This is a genomic window from Bifidobacterium sp. 2450, assembly GCF_041900695.1.
GTDB classification, from domain to species: domain Bacteria; phylum Actinomycetota; class Actinomycetes; order Actinomycetales; family Bifidobacteriaceae; genus Bifidobacterium; species Bifidobacterium longum.
In genome coordinates this window covers 87835-106932 of the sequence record NZ_JBHEEA010000009.1, presented here as the reverse complement: position 1 = coordinate 106932, position 19098 = coordinate 87835, and the positions used below count along the sequence as shown (strand labels likewise).

Below are 19098 nucleotides of genomic sequence, written 5' to 3'. Positions count from 1 at the left end.
GGTAGTGCCCGAACTCTTGCGCACTTTGGTCTTCGCCCGTCCCTGTGGCGGTGATCAGTTCGCTGCTGGTACGGTCTCACCGAGCCTTGACATGTCGAGGTAGCGGCGCGTCGACCACTCGTCGGATGTCACGTAGCGGACCCTCGCGCAGACGAGCATCAACGCGCTGCGTCCGTCGGGGAACGAGCCGACCACGCGGGTCCTGCGCCTGATCTCGCGGTTGAGCCGTTCGATCATGTTGTTGGTGCGGATCCGACGCCTATGCTCGCGCGGGTAGTCGTCGAGCAGGTAGGTCGTGGTCTCGCCGATGCCCTCGCGCAGGCATTTGGCGGCCTCCTTGAGTTTCCTGGATTCCATGTCCCGGGCGACGGATTCGGCCTTCTCCAACGCCTTGTCGCGTGATTCCATGGAGAACACGGCCTTCAGTGCGTCGGCCGCCCAGTCGCGGTTCCCGGGGTTGACCCTGGCGAGTATGTTGCGCTCGAAATGCACCATGCACCGCTGGTAGCGGGCATCGGGCAGCAGCTCGCCCGCGGCGGCGACCAGCCCCGCGCACCGATCTCCCGTCACCAGTCTCACGCCCTTGAGGCCTCGTGCGAGCATGCCTTTGATGAATTCGCGCCAGCTTTCCGCGTCCTCCTTCATGCCCTCGGCCACCGAAAGCACCTCGCGCCGCCCGTCCATGCCGACGCCGATGGCCACCAGGATGCTCACGTTCTCCACGGACCCGCCCCAGCACCTTTTGTGCCACACGCCGTCCATGAACAGGTACGGGTAATCCTGTTCGAGGGGCCTGCCCCGCCATGCGTCGATATCCGCATAGACGCGCTTGAGCTTGTCGCTCAGGGTCTGCGAGGGCATGCGGTCGCCCCACAGGAGCCGGCTGACATCATCGACCTGGCGGGTGGAGACGCCGGCCAGGTACATGTCGATCAAGGCCTCCTCGACGCTCTCCTCACGCCGACGGTATCGTTCGATCACGGCCGACTCGAACACCGCGCCCTTGAGTTTCGGCACTTTCAGGCTCATTTTGCCGGCCTTGACGGTCAGGTCGCGCTCGTAGTGGCCGGCCCGGTACGCCTTGCGGTCCCCGCTGCGCTCGTAGCGCGCGGCGCCGGTGATCTCGTCGGCCTCGGCGTCGAGCATCGCGTTCAGGGTCTCCTCGACGCTTTTGCGGACCATCCGGTCCAGGGTGGTTTCCAACATGGCCTGGTCGACCTGTAGAATCTGCTGTGACATGGCTTCGTGCCCTCGTTTCCAATCGCGGTTTTCTAATGTCTGGCGACTGAAAATCGTACACAGGACACGGGCCATGCCCCTATCTCAAGCCCAAACCAAAGTGCGCAAAATCTCAGGCGTTATCTCTCCATGTGGATGTCCATGGACATATCCATGTGGATGTCCATGGACATATCCATGTGGATGTCCATAGACGTGTCCATGTGGATGTCCATGGACATATCCATATGAGCGCATAGGAAAACGCATGAGGGTGGATGATCGTTCGGGGTGATGCCTTCTTCCGCGAATGGGAAGGGGCTCTTCCTTTTTTTGGAATGTCATCTTCCCGCATCCTTCGTCTTGAGCTCCTTGAGCAGCATCGTCGCGTTGTCGCGGATGCTCGCGTCCGTGAGCGGGGAGAGCTCGTCCGCATAGGAGCGGCAGAGGAGCGCGTACACCCGTTCCCGCACCCATGCGCTGCGTGCGATGCCCAGCTTGAACGCGGCCCGGCACAGCATCTCGTATTCGTCGCCGGTGAGCATGACATTGAGCTGGCGTCCCTGCTTCAAAGGATGTTCGGGGTCGGGGTCGGTGCGGTACACGTCGTTCCAATCGGTGGTGCCGGGGGCGAGTTCCGTGTAGCTGAACGGCTGGATGGCGTATCTCACGAAACGGGATTTGGGTATGCCCGTCTTGGTGGAGGCCTCGGCAAGCAGATTGAACAGCTCCCGGTCCATGAGGACCCGGAAGGCGTGGCTGTATCGTCGCATGGTTTCCTCGTCTCCTTGGTCGTTGCCGTGCCCGGCGCGGCATGGCGCGCCGGGCACGGATGGTTGGCCGGTTGGTCAGCGGTCGAAGTCGAACGCCGTGCCGCGTAACTTGTCGATGCGGATGGCCGCGTCGAACTTCTTCCCGGATTTGGATGTGAAGCCCTTCAGGGTGACGGTTTGTCCCGCGAGGAGCCTGCGTGCGGTCTGGTCGGTGATGGTCTTGCCCGCTATGCGCGCGAACATCTTCCAGCCGCATCCCTCGACGACGGTCCACTTGCCGTCCTTGGTCTTCTCGCTTCTGTTCGTGGAGCATTGCCACATCCGGCCGGTTTTCCTGACCGGCTGGCCGCAGCGCGGGCAGTCGCCCCAATCCTGCGCGTCGGTGTTCGTGGTTTGCGTGACGGCATCGGCCTTGAGGTTCGCGGTCGCGTCGGCGGGGATTCGCAATGCCTCCCGGTGGAACATGTCCATCACGTCGGCCGGGTCCCGTTTGCCGTGTTCCACGTCGGAGAGCGCCTGTTCCATCCGCGCGGTGAGCAGCACGTCCTTCAGGCGTGGCTCCACCACGTCGGTGAGGCGTTCGCCTTCCGTGGTGGCGTGGAGCTGACGGCCCTTGCGTTCCACGAGTTTGGAGCGCACGAGCTTTTCGATGGTGTCCGCGCGGGTGGCTGGCGTGCCGATGCCGCCGGAATGTGATTCGTCGTCATCGAGCGCCGCCTTGAGGCTTTTGTCCTCCACGTACCGGCTCGCGTGCTCCATCGCGGCCAGCAGTGTGGCCTCGGTGAACGGTTTGGGCGGGCGGGTCTCGCCTTCCTCGACCGTGACCTTCCCGACAGGGCGAATGACGCCGCCTTCCATGAGGTTCGACGGGATCACGTTTCTTCCTCCCGCCGGGTTCGCGGTTTCCTCGTCTTCCGGTTCGGGCCCGTGGCCGGTTTCGACAGCCTTCCATCCTGCGGATACGGTCTCGTCGGAACGGCTGGAGAACTCCCTATCGGTGTCGTCGGAAAGCCGTGCCTTCACTTCGGTGACGATGTGCACATGGTCGTCGCCCACGGCTTCCCACATGCGGCGCACGATGCGTGTCATCACCTTGCGTTCGTCGTCGGTCAGGCCTTCCAGCTTCCCGGCGTCCAGTTGCATGGTCGGCAGGATCGCGGTGTGGCCGGCCACCTTCGCGTCGTTGACGGTGATCTCCGGGCGCGGGTGTCCGGGTATGCCCTCACGTGTGACGAAACCTTGGGCGAGACGGCCGGATTCGAGGAGCGCCGTGAGCGTTTCGAGGTCGTCGTGCGTGATGTACCGGCTGTCGGTGCGCGGATAGGTGGCGAGTTTGAGTTCGTAGAGGTGCTGCAACGCCTGGAGCGTGCGTGCGGCGGTCATGCCGTGCAACCGGCTCATGTCCTTCTGCAAGCCGGTCAGGTCATACAAGCGGGGCGGCCGGTCGTTCACCTTCCTCCGGTTCACGGATATGATGCGGAAGCGGCCGTGTTCGACCTGGCCGCACAGCAGCATCGCCACCTCGCGGTTGTCGATCCGTTCGCTGGAGAGCCGCCATCCGCCCATGTCCGCGATCACGGTCCAGAACGGCACCGGTTTGTGGTTCCTGATCTGCCGGTCGCGTTCCGCGATCATGGCGAGCGTCGGCGTCTGCACGCGGCCCACGCTGAACCGTGCGTTGTAGAGCAGCGAGTATGCGCGGCTCGCGTTCATGCCGATCAGCCAGTCCGCCTTCGACCTGATCTCCGCCGACCATGCGAGTCCTTGGTATTCGGATTCGGGTTTCATCGCACGCCACGCGGCCTGGATGGCCTCCGCTTCCAGGCTCGCCACCCACAGGCGCAGTTCCGGCTTGCGCGAGCCTTCCATGTCCGCGATGCGGCGGAAGATGGCCTCGCCCTCGCGGTCGGGGTCGCAGGCGTTGACGAGGCAATCCACATCCGCGCGCCGGATCAATTGCACGATCTGCCGGTAGCGGGTTCCCGCGCCGCGTTCGGCGCTGATCTTCCATTGCCAATGGCCGGACGGGTCCACCGGCAACGTGTCCAGACTCCATTTGCCCCAATCCCTGTCCTTGTAGTCCTCTGGCATGGCAAGGTCGATCAGGTGGCCCTGCGCCCATGTCACGAGCAGCTGGCCGCACTCATAGCATCCGTCCCTTTGGACGGGCGCGGCGCACAATGCCTGTGCGATGGCCGTGGCGACCGATTTCTTTTCCGCGATGACGAGTCTCATTCGCGTTCCTTCCGATTTTCTGGATTCCTTGATTCTTGTCCGACATGCGAGGGCCGGCGCGGGAATCCCTTCCCGGCCGGCCCTGGATGGAGAGGCGTCGCCAAGGTCAGGCGGCGAAGCCGAGCAGCGGCGCGAACACGGCGGCGATGGCCAGCACCGCGATCAGCATGAGGATGACGCCGGCGATCCACGCGATGGCCGTCACCAGCGTGCGGCTCCAGGTCTGTCCGCCGGATTCCACGATCATCGGGCTGCCCATGCGTTTGCCGATGATCGCGCACACGCCCGAGGCGACCACGCACAGCAGCACGAGCACCACCTGGAGCATCCCGTTGAGCTCGACCAGCCACGTCCACAGGCCCATGAACCAGCCGGCGAGCATAGAGAGAAACGATTCCATTGATTTTCCTTTCATCTGATTGGAACGACGCTTCCGATTCTCGGCCGCACAACGGCCGGACACGGGGCATGGCGTCTACACGCCCCGCCTTCCGCCATGGGGAATGTAGACGCCATGCCCCGTGGAACGCGCGACGGGAAGGCAGACTCGCCTTGACGGAAAAACGAGCGAAAGGAAGATCGTCGTGGCGAACAACCAGAACACCATGCGTGACATGAAACGCAGCATCCTCAAGGCGGTGCGCGACAGCCAGAAGACGAAACAGGATGCGATGGACGAGTACGTGGCGGCGCGCGTCAACATCAAATCATTGGAGGGACGTCTGGAAGAGGCCCGCGAGAAGGCCACCCTGCTGCGCAGGAAGGCGAAGGACGCGGGAAACACCAGCGCCGAACTGAAAACGGCGGACGACCTCATAGACGCGCGATGGACGGGGACGGAAGACGGATCACCCGAAAACGCGGATCCGGGAACCGTGAATCCCGAGCGGGAGCATCCGGCCATGGAAGGAAACATGGAAGGCGGCATGCCGGGCGAGCCGAACCGTTGGGAAGGCGGTGAATCGTGAACCGGCCGGAACCGCGTCCGCTGCCGAAACCGCTGCGCGTCCTGTGCCTGCTCGTCGCCGCGCTCCTCGTGTGCTCGCTGGGCGTCATCGTCGCCAACCACCAGCCGTCAACGGCCGGCGACGACCACGGCTCCGCAACGGACGCGAAACAGGAGTCCACGGGCAAAAGGAAAACGGAATCAAGCCCGCAACGGTACGCCGGCCTGGAGGCGGCGGGAATCCCGGTTCCCGGCGACTGGTCTCAGCGCACCGCCGCGTTCCCCGTTGACACCCACAAGGACGGCACCCGCACGCTCTCCGAAAACGCGGACGGCATCACGCTGCACAATGGTTCCGGCCCGATCGACACCGCATTGGAAACGGTGGACGCGCTGCTCGATCCAAACGGCAGCGACGACGAATGGCGCAACAACGTGTTCGCGCTGCTCGGCGACGACGGTGCCGGGGAGAGCCATCCGGTCTCCGACGCGCCGCGCTGGTGGTGGACCCAGCGGCGCTTCCACGCCGGATCCGTATGCTCGGGCCAATACGATGACAAGTACGTCAACTACGCCTACACCTGCACCTCCGACGGCAAATGGGAGGGCTCGGATACGGATGCCATCCAGTCCCAGCCGTTCTGGACGACGAAGGAAACCAGCTTCCCGATCCCGGAAGGCGGCGGACCGTCATCCACGACGGATCCGCAGCAGACCGTCAGCCAGGCGTACAACACCGTGCTCTTGCCGATGGACGACGGCAACTGGCACGTCACCGTCTACTGCCCGGCCGCGCTCGACGCGCCATTGCTGGACAAGGATGCCAACGAGCTCGACCCCGATCAGGTGAAGGCCGGCGACGAGGCGTACACGGTGATCTCCGCCACCGGATACGGCACGGTCCAGCATCCCTGCCGGACCGTGGAGGTCGTGGTCGGCGGGCAGAAGCCCTTCTGGTCGCTGAGGAACACGCAATGAGCCGGACCAGCCGTCATCGGATCCTCGCGGCCATGCTCTCGGCGTGCCTGCTGTCCCTGCTCGGCGGATGCACGCCGTTGACCGTGCTCGCGGTCCTCGGCGGCTGCAAGGACGGAGGCTCCAACGGATCGTCGGGAGGCACCACGGGAAGCGTCGTCACCGGCGAGGTGCGTGACGGCATGACCATCGCGCAGACCAAGGCGTGGTTCAACGGATCCGACGGGCCCGACAACGTGTGCCAGGCCTATCCGGACGGGCAATGCACCTGGTGGGCGTGCATGAGAGGCCATAAAATCGGATTGGACGTGGGTTCCTACTGGGGCAACGGCGGCGACTGGGCCGCCAGCGCCACCGCCGCCGGATGGAAGACCACCCGCACCGATCCCGTGGCCGGCAGCATCGTCAGCTACCCGCCCGGCGTGGCCGACGCGGACACCCTGTACGGCCACGTCGCCGTCGTCGAGGCGGTCGACCGGACGGCCGGCACCGTGACCATCAGCGAGATGAACGGGCGCGCCGGCCTGGGCATCGTCAACCACCGCACGCACAGGACCGACGTCGGCGCGGTCTACATCCTGCCCAACGGCAGTGTGTCCACCAATGGTTCCGCCGGCACGGATTCCACGTCATCCGGTTCCGAATCGTCCGATTCGTCGTCATCGTCCGACTCGTCGTCCTCCTCTTCGGATCCGGTGGAGGCGGCATGGACGTGCTCCAGTTCCGACTCGGGCTCCACGGACGTGGTGGTGGACTACGACGGCGACGGCACCCACGCCACGCCGGAACAGGCGCGGGCCGTCGCCAGGAAGATGATCGCCTCGTACAAGGACTGGGGCGACGGCGACTATGACGCGCTCGTATGGCTGTGGAACAAGGAATCGGGATGGCAGTGGAATGCCACCAACCCGAGCAGCGGCGCGTACGGCATACCCCAGGCGTTGCCCGCGTCGAAACTGGCATCGGCCGGCGATGACTGGAAGGACGACGCCGCCACCCAGATCAAATGGGGATTGAACTACATCGCCGGACGGTACGGCAGCCCCAGCGCCGCCAAGACGTTCTGGCTCGCCCACAACTGGTACTGAGGGGCGGGACACGTGAAGGGGCCGAGCATCAGATCTCGGCGGGATCATCTGACCCGTAGACGCCATGCCCCGCGCGACCGCCCGTATGGGCTGATGATCGGAGCCATGCCCGCCGGACGGCGCGGCACCGATCATCCAAGGGAAGGAAGGACGCATCATGCTGATGGAACCCGACGAATACACGCCCCAGGAACGGGCCCTGACCGACAAGGCGAAGGAGCTGATCGAGCAGCACGAGCTCGACTGGGGCAACGGGGAATGCTTCATCCAACACGACGCCGGCCACAGCGAACTGTACATGACGCTGGAGGCCCCCAACCACGCCACGGTCTCGGTCACGGTGCCGGCCGAGGCGGACGAGAAGGGGCTGAGGCGCGCCATGGCGGACGGGCTCCTCGACTTCGACCCCGACGAGGAGTTCGACGAATGCTGGTCCCGCGAGTTCGCGGCACGCAACGGGTTCACGCCCTCCGGCTTCCTGTCCGGCCTCCAGGAAGACAAAGCGTATTTCGGTCTCCGATCTGAGGCGTTGCTTCATCCCGATCAAAGCAACGCCGGGCAAGGCAACGAAACGATTGCGGAGATCCGCTGGACGGAGGAGGACCTTCGGCACTGGCTGAAAGACCATGACTGGCCCGACAACAACGAGAACATGGACGCGATGCGCGACATGATCTCGGCCAGGGAATTGCAGGACCGCAGCATCGAGGAAGGATGGGAGATCATCGACGCGATGGTGGACGACGGCCGGCTCGCCCGCAAAGACGAAGGCGAGGAGGCCGAAACGTCCGAAACCTACGATCCCGCGAACCCGGCCGACCCGTTGAGCATTGCCGATACGTCTGCCTCGGCCGCAGCCACACGATAAAAGACCCGAGCGAAGGAGCATCATCATGGCCGGATTGAAGGACTACCAGATCAGCGTGTACGTCGCCAACCTGGGCAAATACGCGGAGGGCGTGTTGCAGGGCGCGTGGATCACGCTGCCCATGCCCGCCGAACGCTTGCAGGACACCCTGAAGACCGAGGTGGGGTTGGGCGGCCGGTACGAGGAGTACGCGATCCACGACTACGAGGGCGGGGAAGGACTGCTCGCCACCGTGGCGAATCCCGGCGAATACGAGTCGCTGACGGACCTGAACCTCATGTGCCGCGCGTTCGAGGCGCGCGAGGACGACGACCCGGACGTGTACGAGAAGGTGCAGACGGTCCGCGACGATCTTGACGCGGTCCCGCGCACCCCGTTGCAGTACGCGAACCTCGCGTTGAACTCGGACGAGATCCCCTATCACTCTTATGATGCGCCGTCCTCGGCCGAATCGAAGGAGGCGAAGTATGCCTGGACCGCCGTGAACCGGGGGTGGGCATCGGATGCCGTGTGGTCCATGTTCGATACGGGGCTCGGCTATCTGATCGATATGGAGATGTACGGCCGGGACCTCAAGCTCGACGGCGCTGTGTCGCTTGGCGACAACGGCTATCTGGAGGACGCGGACTGGCCGAGCGATATCGACGGCCGGTACTCGCGCGAGGAGATCGCCGAGGAGGTCGAATGGCTGGATGATTTCGACGCGAAGACCGGTTCGCCGGCCGCGTTCGACCTCGCCTCGCTCGTCCAGCCGGGCGAACGCATCGCGGACTACACGATTTCCGGCACCGGCACGAACTGGGGAGCCCCCTCATACCAGTGCATCGTGGAGGAGGGTTCCACCGATATCCATGCCGCGCTTGAGGACACGATGCACCGGATCATCGACGCGCGCGCCGCTACTGGCGACGCCGTGGACGTGCTGCGCGAGACCATGGGCGCAGTGCCCGCAGCATCCATCGGCGAAGACGACGGCGTGAGCCCGATCGACCTTGATCTGGGATATGTGCTGCCCGGTGCCGTCACCTCGTTCGCGGAACGCGCGCAGGCGTGCGACCCATCGGACCCGCTGAATATGACCGATACGGCCGGTTCCGCCCTTTCCAAGTGAGAAAGGACGAGCGAGATGGCCTTGACGCCTTTTGACATGGAGGGTGTGAACCGCGACCTGCTCGCGGCCGGGAATCCCGCCAAGCCCGACATGCAATCCATCCTGCGCAGGAACGCGCGCGATCTCGTGCTGGGGAACGCGATTCTGGTCTCTTCCGCCGATGCCAGGGAATTGGAGTTCGGCGTCCACATGGCGTATTCCGACGCGGACGGCGGCTTCGACACCGATCCGAGCGAGGACGTGTGGTTCGAGGCGTCCTCGCTCCCGATTCCCAATGAACGCCCTGATCTGCCTCCCGACAACGCGCTCAGGATCAGGGTCACGGACGTGCTGACCGAATACGGGTTCACGGACATTGACGTGAAAGCCCCGGACAGGACGCCGGAAGGCATCTGGATCGGTTTCGAGGCCATGCAGCCGGTCAGGCTCGACGTGACCTCGGCCCGGGGAGGGCGTTCCGTTTCCTTCACCCTGACAGCAGCCGAGGCCAACGATTGGCGTTCCGGCCGTCTCGACGCGCACGGCCTCTCACGCATGGCCGTCGAACGGGTTCTCGCCAGGCCGGGCGACACGGTGACGCTCGCCTACGGGGATTCGCTGTTCCGGCCGGCGGTGATGTGCGACGGTTCGGGAAGGCTTCCCGAGCATCGCGTCAAGGCCGGTATCGGCACGTTCGTCATCGGCCGTGAAAGCGAGGCGGTCATGCCCGAGATACTGCGGATCGACCGCACTGTTGACCCACGAGACCCGCTCGTGATCGAAAAGGCGTTCGGAAAGGAGAACGACATGGAGAACGGGAATGTCCCCGAATACTGGAAAGGCCTGATGGACGAGGCCGATCTGCCGTTGGCGGGCATCGTGCGCGAGCACGGCGGCGGGTTGATGGACTTCCACCGCATGAAGGGCATCGAACGCCTGACCGGTTCGAGTGACTGGGATTTCTACTCCTGGACGGTGGAAAATCACGACGATGACCTGCTCGACGTGTGCGAACGGGAGAACGCCGCCGACGTGCTCGCCGACTTGCAGGCATGGTGGAAAACGAGCCAGCCCGACATGCGGCAACACGTGGACGAGATGATGGCGGGCATCGACGCGGCCATGGGGCAGATCGACAATCGCCTGTACGCCGCCGCCGAAAAGGAGTTCAAGGAGCGCTCGTTGGACCCGGACGGGGAATGCTACCAATTGGACGGCGGCACGTTCATCTCCCAGGAATCATTCGACGGCATCTGCGGCGACCAACGCGACCGCTACATGGCATGGAAGAACCAGGCCGAACCCGCCAGACTCGTGAGCGCATGGGATGACCCCGCACGCCTGGACCGGCTCGTGGGCGACCTGATCGACGCGGACGATGGCGGCGGATGCTTCTACACCGACGCGCAGCCCATCGACTACACGCAGGGCATGGATTACAGCCCACAGCAGCTGGCCGCAGACAGCGGGCTGGGAGATACGGTCCCGCTGGCGTGTGAGTCCAACGCTTCCTACAGCCTCGCGCACCACCCCGATATCAAATTCACCGCCACCGGGTCTCCCGACGGCAGAAAGGCGCTGGAGGTCTCGGTTCCCGGTTCCGCCCGTCATGCGCTGATCACGGCCAAACCCGGAGCGTTCGACGTGAGCCTGCATGACGAGCGCGGCATCGTGTCCAGTGAATCCTTCCCTTACGAGGCAAACGATTCCTGGACGTACCGGCTTTCCGGCCAGGCGTTGCGCGGCGCGCTGGACCTCGCCGTCGGCTGGGCCGACCCACAGGAAACGTCTCCTGAGACCGCAGGGCTCGACCTCGCGTTGGATGACGGCATGGAAACGACACACGGACGATAAAGCGAAGGAGCACATGATGGACATGAATTGGACGGACGAGATACGCGACCCGGAACCCCTCAAGAGGCCCATCTACAACGCCGCCGACTACGACACGCGACACGGGGACCCGTATTACCGTGAACACAGCACCCGCGCCCCCGGCTCGATATCCGCTCCTGGTCGGACGAACCCGTGGAACAGGGGCTTGAAGCATCCGGTCTCGATGGTGCCAAGGCGCGTGTGGAACAGGCCATGATGCTGATCGAACAGGCCGGGGAATGCCTGCGCAGCGCCGATGCCATCGCCTTGGACATTGACCCGCATTACCTCGCGGCCGCGTTCACCGGCAAAACCGTAAGCCTGTGCGACCAGCTCGAACAGGCGACGAAGCAGACCGCCGCAGAAATCGAGGAAATGCGTCTCCAGGAGCCATCCATGGGATCATCGGACGGCAACGATGATCCCATGGCCTTTTTCCGCGACTTCTTCGAGGGAAAGAGAATCGCCTGTCCGTCCATGTGACGTGTTCCGCGCCTGTAGACTTATGGGAGCATCGATTAAGGAGCCGATATGCCGAATCCAGCGCTGACCGGGAAAATCAGGGATCTTCCTTCCCTTCTGGACTCTTTGAACGGGGATTCGGAAATGGCGGACGTGCTTCATCATACCGATGCCGCCAGGGAGCGGTTCGGGAGCATGCTTCCCCTGGATGGGGTGGAGCAGTCAGCGCTTGAGGATTACCGCAGGGAATGGATGGCCCGCTATGTCTACAACTCCAACGCGATCGAGGGATCCACGCTGACGCTTGAGGACACCGAACTGGTGTTGGAGGGCGAGTTCGTGCCGACCGACTCGCCGGCAAGATACATCTTCGCCGCCCGTGGCGTTGCGGATGGCATGGCCTATGCGGAACGATTCGCTGAGGAGAAACGGCCGCTGAGCGTCGAGGTGATCCAAAAGCTGCACGAGGTCACCGCATTGGACATGCAGCCCGCGCTCAGGGGACGGTTCCGCCCCTACGGATACATGGCAAGGATCACCGCCACCCGAGTGAAGACCGCCGACCCGCTCGAAATCTACGAGGACATGGAAGCGCTCGTGGACGCGGTGAACGGTTCCAAAGACCACCCGATCCTCAAAGCTGCCGGATTCCACGCGATGTTCGAGAACATCCATCCATTCACGGACGGCAACGGGCGAACCGGGCGACAGATTCTGAATCTCATGCTCATGGCTGCCGGCTACCGGCCCGTAGCAATCAAGCACGATGCCGGCCGCAGTTACGGGAAAAGTCTGGAAGCATGGCAGGTTGACGGCGATCCCAAGCCGTTCATTTCCCAGCTTGTCCAATGCGTTGATCAGGAAGAGCGCGCCGTAGCGGAAATCGTCGGCGGATTAAGAGAGAACCCTTTCTCGGGAAACGCCATCGACGGGATTGGTCTCGAAGACGGTCCGGCACGAGGGCGTTCCCTCTGATTGGAACGCTTCAGGATTGTGATAGGTGTACATGAATATGCGTTTTTGCGTATGTTCGTGTATACTCACAAACATGAAAAGGAGCGAGGCGATTGACCAGCTGCGCGAGATGGATGCCAAGTACTCGTGCTACGTGTATTGCAAGAACGAACTGGCCGTCGTGCTGGGCGAGCAGGGGCAGAAACTGAACCGAACCCTGTCCAGCCTGGTATCGGCGAAGGCGTTGGTCCGTGCCGCCCGTGGCGTCTACGTGTTCGCGTATTCCTCCCATCTCGGCGAGGGGACACTTCATCAGGTCGCAAAGCGGTTGCGTTCCGGCGAGCTGGTGTGGGAAAGCCTCGAAAGCGCTCTGTCGCGCTGGAACGTGATCAGCCAGATTCCGGTGGATAGGGTCACGTTCATGACCACGGGCCGCGAAGGCGAGTTCCATACCCCGTATGGGGTAATCGAGTTCACGCACTGCAAGCTCAGCTGGGACCGCATCCTGCCGAACCTGATCGCCCGCGATGACGGACTGACGCCGCTCGCGTCGAAACAGTGGGCGTATCGTGACCTGAAGGCCGTCGGACGCAATCTCGATCTGGTGGATATGGATGAATTGGAGGACGACGATGACTGGAACTGACGAACCGTTCAAGTACAAAGCCATGGCAGCACAGATCGTTTCCGCCGAGGACATGGGCAATCTGCTTCCCGTGGTCGAGAAGGAACTTCTGCATTATCGAATCCTGGACGCCATGATGCGCGAGGGTTTCTTCTCCTCGCTGGTGTTCCAGGGCGGCACGAGTCTGCGCCTGTGCCACGGGTCCCCGAGGTACAGCGAGGACCTTGATTTTGCCGGCGGCACCTCGTTCGACATGGACACCCTTAAAGGGCTTGGCTCCTGCATCTCCGATTCGCTCTCGGGGATGGGCGATGATGTGACGGTCCGGGTCAAGGAGCCGAGACCCGACGCCGATGGGCTGACGCGCAGATGGCGTATAGCGATTCGCACGGCCGGTCAGCGCAAGGATCTGCCGAGCCAGACAATCAAGCTGGAGGTGGCATCGATTCCCGCGTACGAGCCGCAGCATCGTCCCGCCTTGGTCAACTATCCGATGTTCCCGGCCTTGTCGGGTCAGATCATCCTCGATGCGGAAAGCCCCACCGAGATTCTTGCCGACAAGCTGCTCTCCTATGCCTGCGCATCGCACCTGCGGCGACGCGACCTGTGGGACATGTGCTGGTTGGCGTCGAGAGGCGACGTCGATTCCCGACGGGCGATGGAGCTTGCGGAATTGAAATCATCTGATTACGGCGAAGAAGGACTTTGGGCAGACCGTGCTGATCGCGTGGCGGGGGTCGCCGATGTGATCGGCTCGGATGCCTTCGCCGACGAGATGCGCCGGTTCCTCCCCGCCGGCCTGATGACATCCACGGTCGAATCCCCACGTTGGAGCGCATGGGCGATCGAACAGATCGGGACGTTGTACGGCACTCCAGGCACTCCATCGTCGGCCGATGCGGTTCCCGGATTCCCTATTTTCGGTGCGTCGAACGACTCCAGTCCAACCCGCTGAACGCTAAGGAGGTCTGCGATGTCGAATCTGGACTATAAGTTGCCTGAGCCGACAAAGGCGCAATTGGAGTACGCGCGTTACCTTAGCCGTTTCCAAGCGCCGCGTGAACGCCGGACTCTTTTCGCCCGCACCGAATCGGATATCGCAGCCGCCTTCCGTGAAGAGACCGCGAACCATTCCTGGAACGCCGACGACCTTGCCTCCCAGGCCGGTATCGATCCCCGGTTTGCCGATGCTCTGCTCCAGCGGGGCGAAGCCCCGATTGAAGCGGTGTTCTCCGCAGCCGATGCGCTGGGGATAGACATAGCCGCGTTGCCGCTTTCCAGTCTCGGGAACACTCGGTGAGTGGTGTTGGTATGCGCCAATATGCGCAAAGAAGCATGTTGGCGTATACCGTTTGTTCATCCGATCCTCGCGGTGCTAAGGGAATAGGTGGCGACGCTGCCGGCTGTTCCGACGACCTGGTTCATGGGCATGGTCAGTCTCATGTCCGTGCGGGTGGTGGATTCCACGGCGTTACGCATCTCGTCCTGCACGAGGCCGATGTAACGCATGGTGGTGGCGATGTTGGCGTGCCCCAGCATACGGCTGACAAGCACGATGTTGCAGCCGTTCCTGTAGTAGACGCATGTGGCGAACCTGCGGCGCAGGCTGTGCGACGGGTATCCGGTTACCGTCTTGATCCTCTTCGCCACGTAATCGACGCCGCAGTGTCCCTGCACGTCTCCGGGGAACAGCCACACGCCGGTGCGTTTCCGCAATGCCGAAGCGAGCTTTGCCGGCACGGGAAGCATCCGCTCCTTGTTGCCCTTGCCGTGGACGTGGAGCACCATACCTTCGGCGTTCTCCTCCAGATCGGTCTTCAGGTTGATCCGGGTCATCTCGACGCGACGCAGGCCGCAGAACGCGCCCAGCATGACGGCCAGCCGCGCGTCCTCGTCGGGTGATGCGAGCCCTTGTTCGATGTTCTCCTCCGGGCAGATGCGGCCGGAAGGAAGGGTGACGGGGACGGTGGGCACTTCGTCCGCCGGGTTGCAGCGGGCGAGCCCTCGCTTCATGCTCCATTGGTAGAAGACCTTGACGCAGCTGCGCACTCCGCGTCTGCCTTCGGTGCCCATGCCGGCAAGATAAAATATGAGGTCGTCTTCGGTCACGTCCGTGATGCTCTTGTTCACGATTTTGGAGAAACGGACTATTTGATACCATCGGGTTCTCAAGGTCTCTTCCGTACGGCCTATGGCTTCCATCCAGTCGATCCACAGTTCGATGGATTCCTTCCAATCCTCGCGTGGCTCGACATGCTCGCAGCTTTTCCTGTTCGAGTTCCAGTACTTCATGGCAGCTCCTTCGCATAGAAAAAGGAAGTGACGTCTTCGTCACTTCCCAGAAAATGCTATTTGCGATTGCATGGAGCCTAGCCAATGTTCTTGCCGACGGCTGAAGCTCTTCGGAAAACCAGGTGCATCGAGAAGAATTGTCGAGACACGCCGATTTGAAGGACAAGCAAAGCAGGTGTATTCTCTATTTCTGTTGCAAAAAGCCCTACGGCTGCAAGCCAGAACCGTATATCGGACGGTCGCTGGTTCAAGCCCAGCCGCAGGAGCTCACCTGAACGGGTAACTCCGGACGGGATGAAAATTGAATATTCCTGCGTAGCTCAGTTGGCAGAGCATCCGACTGTTAATCGGACGGTCACTGGTTCAAGCCCAGTCGCAGGAGCCATCGAAAGCCTCGGTTCTCCGAGGCTTTTTTATTTTCATCGCATTGGTGACCAGACACGACACCCCATCATCAACCGGGAAGTCCATGGCGAAGACCTCACCACTACTCACACCAGGCAGACAGGTCACTGTCAATTCACCGATGAGAGGCATGGTATTCCCAGTATCAGTTTGGGTATACCGCGCAAATCTTACATCGAGACCTTGGTCAGGGGCATGGCGGAGTCAATCGGGAAGTCGGAGGCGCTGGGGGCCACGCCGGCTTCGACCAAGTTCACGCCGAGCATGGCGACCATGGCACCGTTGTCGGTGCAGAGCTTGATTTGCGGGATACGGACGTCGACGCCGTAGTTCTCGCCGAATTCGAGCAGTTTGGCGCGCAGCTGCGAGTTGGCGGAGAAGCCGCCGCCCACGATCAGCGTGTTGGAATCGTACTGCCGGCAGCCGCGCATGGCCTTACGGGCCAGCACGGTGGCCACGGAATCGGCTAGGGAGGCGCACACGTCGTCCACCGGGATCTCATGGCCGGCGGCCTGCTCGCTTTCCACCCAACGGGCCACGGCGGTCTTGACACCGGAGAAACTGAAATCATACGGGTGCGCGGCACCGGCCTTGCCTTGGGTCAGACCCATCGGCACCTTGATGGCGTGCGGGTCGCCGTTCTGGCCGTGGCGGTCGATGTGCGGGCCGCCCGGATACGGGAAGCCGAGCAGGCGGGCGACCTTGTCGAAGCACTCCCCCGCCGCGTCATCCAGCGTGGTGCCCACCACATCGATCTCGCGCGGCATGTCCTCCACATGCAGCAGCGAGGTGTGGCCGCCGGAGACGATCAGAGCCAGCGTGTCCTTGGGGAACGGGCCGAACTGCAGCTGAGTGACGGCGATGTGCCCGATCACATGGTTGATGCCGTAAATCGGCTTGTTCGCAGCCCAAGCCAGCGCCTTGGCGCCGGACACGCCCACGGCCAGGCAACCGGCCAGTCCGGGACCGGCGGACACGGCGATGGCGTCCACATCCGCCAACGTCATGTTCGCGTCGGCGAGCGCCTTGGACACGCACGGCACGAAGGCCTCAGCGTGCGCACGGGAGGCGATTTCGGGGATCACGCCGCCGTATCGCGCGTGTTCCTCCATGGATGAGGCCACGACGTTGGAGAGCAGTTCGCGGCCGCGTACGATGGCGGCTGCGGTTTCGTCGCAGGTGGATTCAATGCCCAGTACAACCGGTTCGCTCATCGTGCTTCTCCGTTCTTCTCCGTTTGCTTGCTGGTGATGTCTTCAATGTCCGCCGATGCCGTCTGCGGGGCGGCAAAGCCCGCGACCCTAGGTTTCAGGTCCAAGCTCATGGTGTATGCGTCGATGCCTTCGGGCTGGTAGTAGCGTTTGCGCAATCCCATGCGTTCGAATCCGAACCGCTGATACAGGGCCAGCGCAGGGTCGTTATCCACACGCACTTCGAGCAGCATGCGCGAGGCGCCCTGACGTTTCGCCCTGTCGACCAACGCCTTGAGCAAAGCTGCGGCGATGCCTTGCCGCTGGTATGCCTTGCCCACGCCGATGGTCATGAGCTCGGCGTCCTCGCCGTCGTACCAGAAGCCGGCGTAGCCGCGGACAACCGCCTGTTCCGCCTCCCCCAGCACATCCAGCAGATACGTACGGGCGGGCGCGTCCAGTTCCTCTCGCACCATGTTCGCATTCCATGCGCCACGGCCGAACAGTTCGCCTTCCAACTGTGCAATGGAGCGAACCGCGAGTTCACGACTCACAGCAGTGATATCAACAATCATCGGACCACAACCCACTTCACGCCTTATCGGCACCGGCATGGCCGAGCACGTGCTTCAGCGGATTCGGCACTTCCGCGTCCGGCCGGCGCAGGTACAACGGTTCGACCGGCACGACCTGGTCGCCACGCAGTTCGCGGCTTAACGCGGTGGTCGCAAAGACGGCGAGCCCGGCTTTCCCGGCATCCAATACCGATCCGTCCACCACGGAGCCCAGCGCATGCAGTCCCTGCCAGACGGACGCGTATTTGGCCGCGCCGTGGCCGGCCACATCCACCACATAGCTGACGCCGTCGCGTTCGCCGTGTTCCGCGAGCGCCGCGTTCACCCGTTCGACGATATGCTCCGGGTAGTCGATATCCATCTCGATCCAGCGTCGTTCGGCGACGTCCTCGTCCGGCAGGCTGATGCTGCCGTGGTTGAGCGAGAAGTACAGCTGCTTGCGGCGCGCATCGTTGACGCACAGCGTGACGTGGCGGTCGAGTTCGTGTTCCTTGGACTCGGCGTCCGGGACGTCACCATCCGATTGGCGCGAACTCAAGCGCGGCACGTCGGCCAGGAAATCGATGCCGTCGAACATGGCGCTGCCACCCAGCACGAAGCTCATCATCTCGCCTTGCGGGTCGAGTACGTTCTGTCCGACGAGCTTGGCCCCGGTGGCGAAGGCCAACGCCTTGGCGGCCACGATGCCGGCGCGCAGGCCGGTGAATGGCGCCGGGCCGATGCCCACGACGATCTCCTCGATATCGGCAGGAGTCAGGCCGGCCTCCTCGACCGCGCGCGCGATATTGACCTGCAGTTTCTCCACATGGGTGCGCGAATCGGTCTCCACAATGGGCTCGCGCCCCACAATGCCGACCGTCGAGCCGAATGAGGTGTCAATCACCAACGTGCAACCCATGAATCCTCCTAGTCGTAAAGCCTCTAGAGAGTGTACATCGAGGAGTCTATGGGCGCATGGCTTATTGCAGGTCGAACGCGGCCCATCGCTTGCCGACTGGGACGAATGCGACGGTACGAGTGCCGTTGCTGGTGAGTTCGCCGTCTGATCCAGCGGATGCGGCCTCTGAGGAATCGAGAGGTCGATCGATATGGATTTCAAGTCGTTCTGGCGCCAAGGCGGTGGCCATTTGTTCGCCCCACTCCATAAGCACCACCGTGTTCTCGCCGGGGTCTTCAAGTTCTTCGTCCAATCCCAGCGATTCCAGCTCGTCCAACAAACGCCCGATGGCGTCCTGCCCCGGCGCATAGGCTGAGCCGCCCAGACGGTAGGCATCCACATGCACCAGATGAGCCGGAGTGCCGTCGGCGAAATGCCCGTCAAGTTCGCGGGCAATGGTGAATGTAGGAGACACGATGGGTTCGGTAATGCCCAGCCCCGCGCCGAAGCCCTGGGCGAATGTGGTTTTGCCGGCACCAAGAGGGCCTGAGAGCAGCAATACATCGCCGCCGTGTACCATTCCGGCCACGCGGCGGCCGAGCTCCTGCATGGCCTCGCTGGTGGGAGCCGCAATAGTGTGTTCGCTCATA

20 protein-coding genes and 1 tRNA gene are annotated in these 19098 nt (G+C 63.0%); 12 read left to right on the top strand and 9 right to left on the bottom strand.

Annotated elements, in window-relative coordinates; genetic code table 11:
• Window positions 1–54: 54 nt before the first annotated feature.
• The 4 genes from ACEUKI_RS06890 to ACEUKI_RS06875 all read right to left on the bottom strand — a co-directional run bounded on the left by ACEUKI_RS06890 (window position 55) and on the right by ACEUKI_RS06875 (window position 4626).
• Entirely contained in the window at window positions 55–1239 is a 1185-nt protein-coding gene (locus tag ACEUKI_RS06890; protein WP_131218582.1) for an IS256 family transposase, read from the bottom strand.
• 320 nt (window positions 1240–1559) lie between these two features.
• Window positions 1560–1991: a ribbon-helix-helix domain-containing protein gene (locus tag ACEUKI_RS06885; protein WP_080784730.1), complete on the bottom strand. Its 432-nt coding sequence runs from the start codon at window positions 1989–1991 to the stop codon at window positions 1560–1562.
• A 75-nt stretch (window positions 1992–2066) separates the two neighbouring features.
• A complete protein-coding gene (locus ACEUKI_RS06880) occupies window positions 2067–4226 on the bottom strand; it encodes a DNA topoisomerase (protein WP_374156641.1) in 2160 nt (719 codons plus the stop codon).
• Window positions 4227–4332: 106 nt separating this feature from the next.
• Window positions 4333–4626, bottom strand: a complete 294-nt coding sequence (locus ACEUKI_RS06875) for a hypothetical protein (RefSeq protein WP_007054354.1) — start codon at window positions 4624–4626, stop codon at window positions 4333–4335.
• Between the two features lie 184 nt (window positions 4627–4810).
• On the opposite strand from ACEUKI_RS06875, the gene ACEUKI_RS06870 reads away from it, so the two are divergent.
• The 11 genes from ACEUKI_RS06870 to ACEUKI_RS06820 all read left to right on the top strand — a co-directional run bounded on the left by ACEUKI_RS06870 (window position 4811) and on the right by ACEUKI_RS06820 (window position 14409).
• Window positions 4811–5194 (top strand): hypothetical protein, encoded by a 384-nt coding sequence (locus tag ACEUKI_RS06870; RefSeq protein WP_032741574.1) that lies wholly within the window; start codon window positions 4811–4813, stop codon window positions 5192–5194.
• Window positions 5191–6150 carry a hypothetical protein gene (locus ACEUKI_RS06865; RefSeq protein WP_179133390.1) on the top strand — a complete coding sequence of 320 codons (960 nt, stop codon included), beginning with the start codon at window positions 5191–5193 and terminating at the stop codon, window positions 6148–6150. Before ACEUKI_RS06870 ends, ACEUKI_RS06865 begins: the two co-directional genes overlap by 4 nt.
• A complete protein-coding gene (locus tag ACEUKI_RS06860; RefSeq protein WP_179133389.1) occupies window positions 6147–7235 on the top strand; it encodes a CHAP domain-containing protein in 1089 nt (362 codons plus the stop codon). The genes ACEUKI_RS06865 and ACEUKI_RS06860 overlap by 4 nt, the downstream gene beginning before the upstream one ends.
• 157 nt (window positions 7236–7392) lie before the next feature.
• Entirely contained in the window at window positions 7393–8103 is a 711-nt protein-coding gene (locus ACEUKI_RS06855) for a hypothetical protein (protein WP_080784728.1), read from the top strand.
• A 25-nt stretch (window positions 8104–8128) separates the two neighbouring features.
• Window positions 8129–9214: an antirestriction protein ArdA gene (locus ACEUKI_RS06850; RefSeq protein ID WP_077384277.1), complete on the top strand. Its 1086-nt coding sequence runs from the start codon at window positions 8129–8131 to the stop codon at window positions 9212–9214.
• A gap of 15 nt (window positions 9215–9229) precedes the next feature.
• A complete protein-coding gene (locus tag ACEUKI_RS06845) occupies window positions 9230–11047 on the top strand; it encodes a hypothetical protein (protein ID WP_374156640.1) in 1818 nt (605 codons plus the stop codon).
• A gap of 174 nt (window positions 11048–11221) precedes the next feature.
• Window positions 11222–11551, top strand: coding sequence for a hypothetical protein (locus ACEUKI_RS06840; protein WP_196048027.1), 330 nt, complete (start codon window positions 11222–11224; stop codon window positions 11549–11551).
• Between the two features lie 48 nt (window positions 11552–11599).
• On the top strand, window positions 11600–12505 hold the full coding sequence (locus ACEUKI_RS06835) for a Fic family protein (protein ID WP_195952039.1): 906 nt from the start codon (window positions 11600–11602) through the stop codon (window positions 12503–12505).
• A 73-nt stretch (window positions 12506–12578) separates the two neighbouring features.
• Window positions 12579–13130, top strand: a complete 552-nt coding sequence (gene abiEi, locus ACEUKI_RS06830) for a type IV toxin-antitoxin system AbiEi family antitoxin (RefSeq protein ID WP_007056124.1) — start codon at window positions 12579–12581, stop codon at window positions 13128–13130.
• Window positions 13117–14064, top strand: a complete 948-nt coding sequence (locus ACEUKI_RS06825) for a nucleotidyl transferase AbiEii/AbiGii toxin family protein (protein ID WP_374156639.1) — start codon at window positions 13117–13119, stop codon at window positions 14062–14064. Before abiEi ends, ACEUKI_RS06825 begins: the two co-directional genes overlap by 14 nt.
• Before the next feature lie 18 nt (window positions 14065–14082).
• Window positions 14083–14409: a hypothetical protein gene (locus ACEUKI_RS06820; RefSeq protein WP_015512170.1), complete on the top strand. Its 327-nt coding sequence runs from the start codon at window positions 14083–14085 to the stop codon at window positions 14407–14409.
• A gap of 56 nt (window positions 14410–14465) precedes the next feature.
• Here the strand turns inward: ACEUKI_RS06820 and ACEUKI_RS06815 are convergent, their stop codons facing one another.
• Window positions 14466–15401, bottom strand: a complete 936-nt coding sequence (locus ACEUKI_RS06815) for a tyrosine-type recombinase/integrase (protein ID WP_251847767.1) — start codon at window positions 15399–15401, stop codon at window positions 14466–14468.
• A gap of 309 nt (window positions 15402–15710) precedes the next feature.
• Between ACEUKI_RS06815 and ACEUKI_RS06810 the strand changes: the two genes are divergently transcribed.
• Window positions 15711–15786 (top strand) — tRNA-Asn (locus ACEUKI_RS06810).
• A gap of 190 nt (window positions 15787–15976) precedes the next feature.
• Here the strand turns inward: ACEUKI_RS06810 and tsaD are convergent.
• The 4 genes from tsaD to tsaE all read right to left on the bottom strand — a co-directional run bounded on the left by tsaD (window position 15977) and on the right by tsaE (window position 19097).
• Window positions 15977–17020: a tRNA (adenosine(37)-N6)-threonylcarbamoyltransferase complex transferase subunit TsaD gene (tsaD, locus tag ACEUKI_RS06805; RefSeq protein WP_374156638.1), complete on the bottom strand. Its 1044-nt coding sequence runs from the start codon at window positions 17018–17020 to the stop codon at window positions 15977–15979.
• Entirely contained in the window at window positions 17017–17571 is a 555-nt protein-coding gene (gene rimI / locus ACEUKI_RS06800; protein WP_179133388.1) for a ribosomal protein S18-alanine N-acetyltransferase, read from the bottom strand. Before rimI ends, tsaD begins: the two co-directional genes overlap by 4 nt.
• Before the next feature lie 16 nt (window positions 17572–17587).
• On the bottom strand, window positions 17588–18469 hold the full coding sequence (tsaB, locus tag ACEUKI_RS06795) for a tRNA (adenosine(37)-N6)-threonylcarbamoyltransferase complex dimerization subunit type 1 TsaB (protein ID WP_179133387.1): 882 nt from the start codon (window positions 18467–18469) through the stop codon (window positions 17588–17590).
• 61 nt (window positions 18470–18530) lie between these two features.
• A complete protein-coding gene (gene tsaE / locus ACEUKI_RS06790; protein ID WP_179133386.1) occupies window positions 18531–19097 on the bottom strand; it encodes a tRNA (adenosine(37)-N6)-threonylcarbamoyltransferase complex ATPase subunit type 1 TsaE in 567 nt (188 codons plus the stop codon).
• Between the last annotated feature and the right edge of the window lies 1 nt (window position 19098).

Bases quoted from the DNA above. Each gene is read 5' to 3' on its own strand.
- tsaB (WP_179133387.1), bottom strand. From the start codon at position 18,469: ATGGGTTGCACGTTGGTGATTGACACCTCATTCGGCTCGACGGTCGGC.
- ACEUKI_RS06880 (WP_374156641.1), bottom strand. From the start codon at position 4,226: ATGAGACTCGTCATCGCGGAAAAGAAATCGGTCGCCACGGCCATCGCA.
- tsaE (WP_179133386.1), bottom strand. From the start codon at position 19,097: ATGAGCGAACACACTATTGCGGCTCCCACCAGCGAGGCCATGCAGGAG.
- ACEUKI_RS06855 (WP_080784728.1), top strand. From the start codon at position 7,393: ATGCTGATGGAACCCGACGAATACACGCCCCAGGAACGGGCCCTGACC.
- ACEUKI_RS06875 (WP_007054354.1), bottom strand. From the start codon at position 4,626: ATGGAATCGTTTCTCTCTATGCTCGCCGGCTGGTTCATGGGCCTGTGG.
- ACEUKI_RS06815 (WP_251847767.1), bottom strand. From the start codon at position 15,401: ATGAAGTACTGGAACTCGAACAGGAAAAGCTGCGAGCATGTCGAGCCA.
- ACEUKI_RS06890 (WP_131218582.1), bottom strand. From the start codon at position 1,239: ATGTCACAGCAGATTCTACAGGTCGACCAGGCCATGTTGGAAACCACC.
- tsaD (WP_374156638.1), bottom strand. From the start codon at position 17,020: ATGAGCGAACCGGTTGTACTGGGCATTGAATCCACCTGCGACGAAACC.
- ACEUKI_RS06885 (WP_080784730.1), bottom strand. From the start codon at position 1,991: ATGCGACGATACAGCCACGCCTTCCGGGTCCTCATGGACCGGGAGCTG.
- rimI (WP_179133388.1), bottom strand. From the start codon at position 17,571: ATGATTGTTGATATCACTGCTGTGAGTCGTGAACTCGCGGTTCGCTCC.
- ACEUKI_RS06850 (WP_077384277.1), top strand. From the start codon at position 8,129: ATGGCCGGATTGAAGGACTACCAGATCAGCGTGTACGTCGCCAACCTG.
- ACEUKI_RS06835 (WP_195952039.1), top strand. From the start codon at position 11,600: ATGCCGAATCCAGCGCTGACCGGGAAAATCAGGGATCTTCCTTCCCTT.
- ACEUKI_RS06820 (WP_015512170.1), top strand. From the start codon at position 14,083: ATGTCGAATCTGGACTATAAGTTGCCTGAGCCGACAAAGGCGCAATTG.
- ACEUKI_RS06845 (WP_374156640.1), top strand. From the start codon at position 9,230: ATGGCCTTGACGCCTTTTGACATGGAGGGTGTGAACCGCGACCTGCTC.
- abiEi (WP_007056124.1), top strand. From the start codon at position 12,579: ATGAAAAGGAGCGAGGCGATTGACCAGCTGCGCGAGATGGATGCCAAG.
- ACEUKI_RS06860 (WP_179133389.1), top strand. From the start codon at position 6,147: ATGAGCCGGACCAGCCGTCATCGGATCCTCGCGGCCATGCTCTCGGCG.
- ACEUKI_RS06825 (WP_374156639.1), top strand. From the start codon at position 13,117: ATGACTGGAACTGACGAACCGTTCAAGTACAAAGCCATGGCAGCACAG.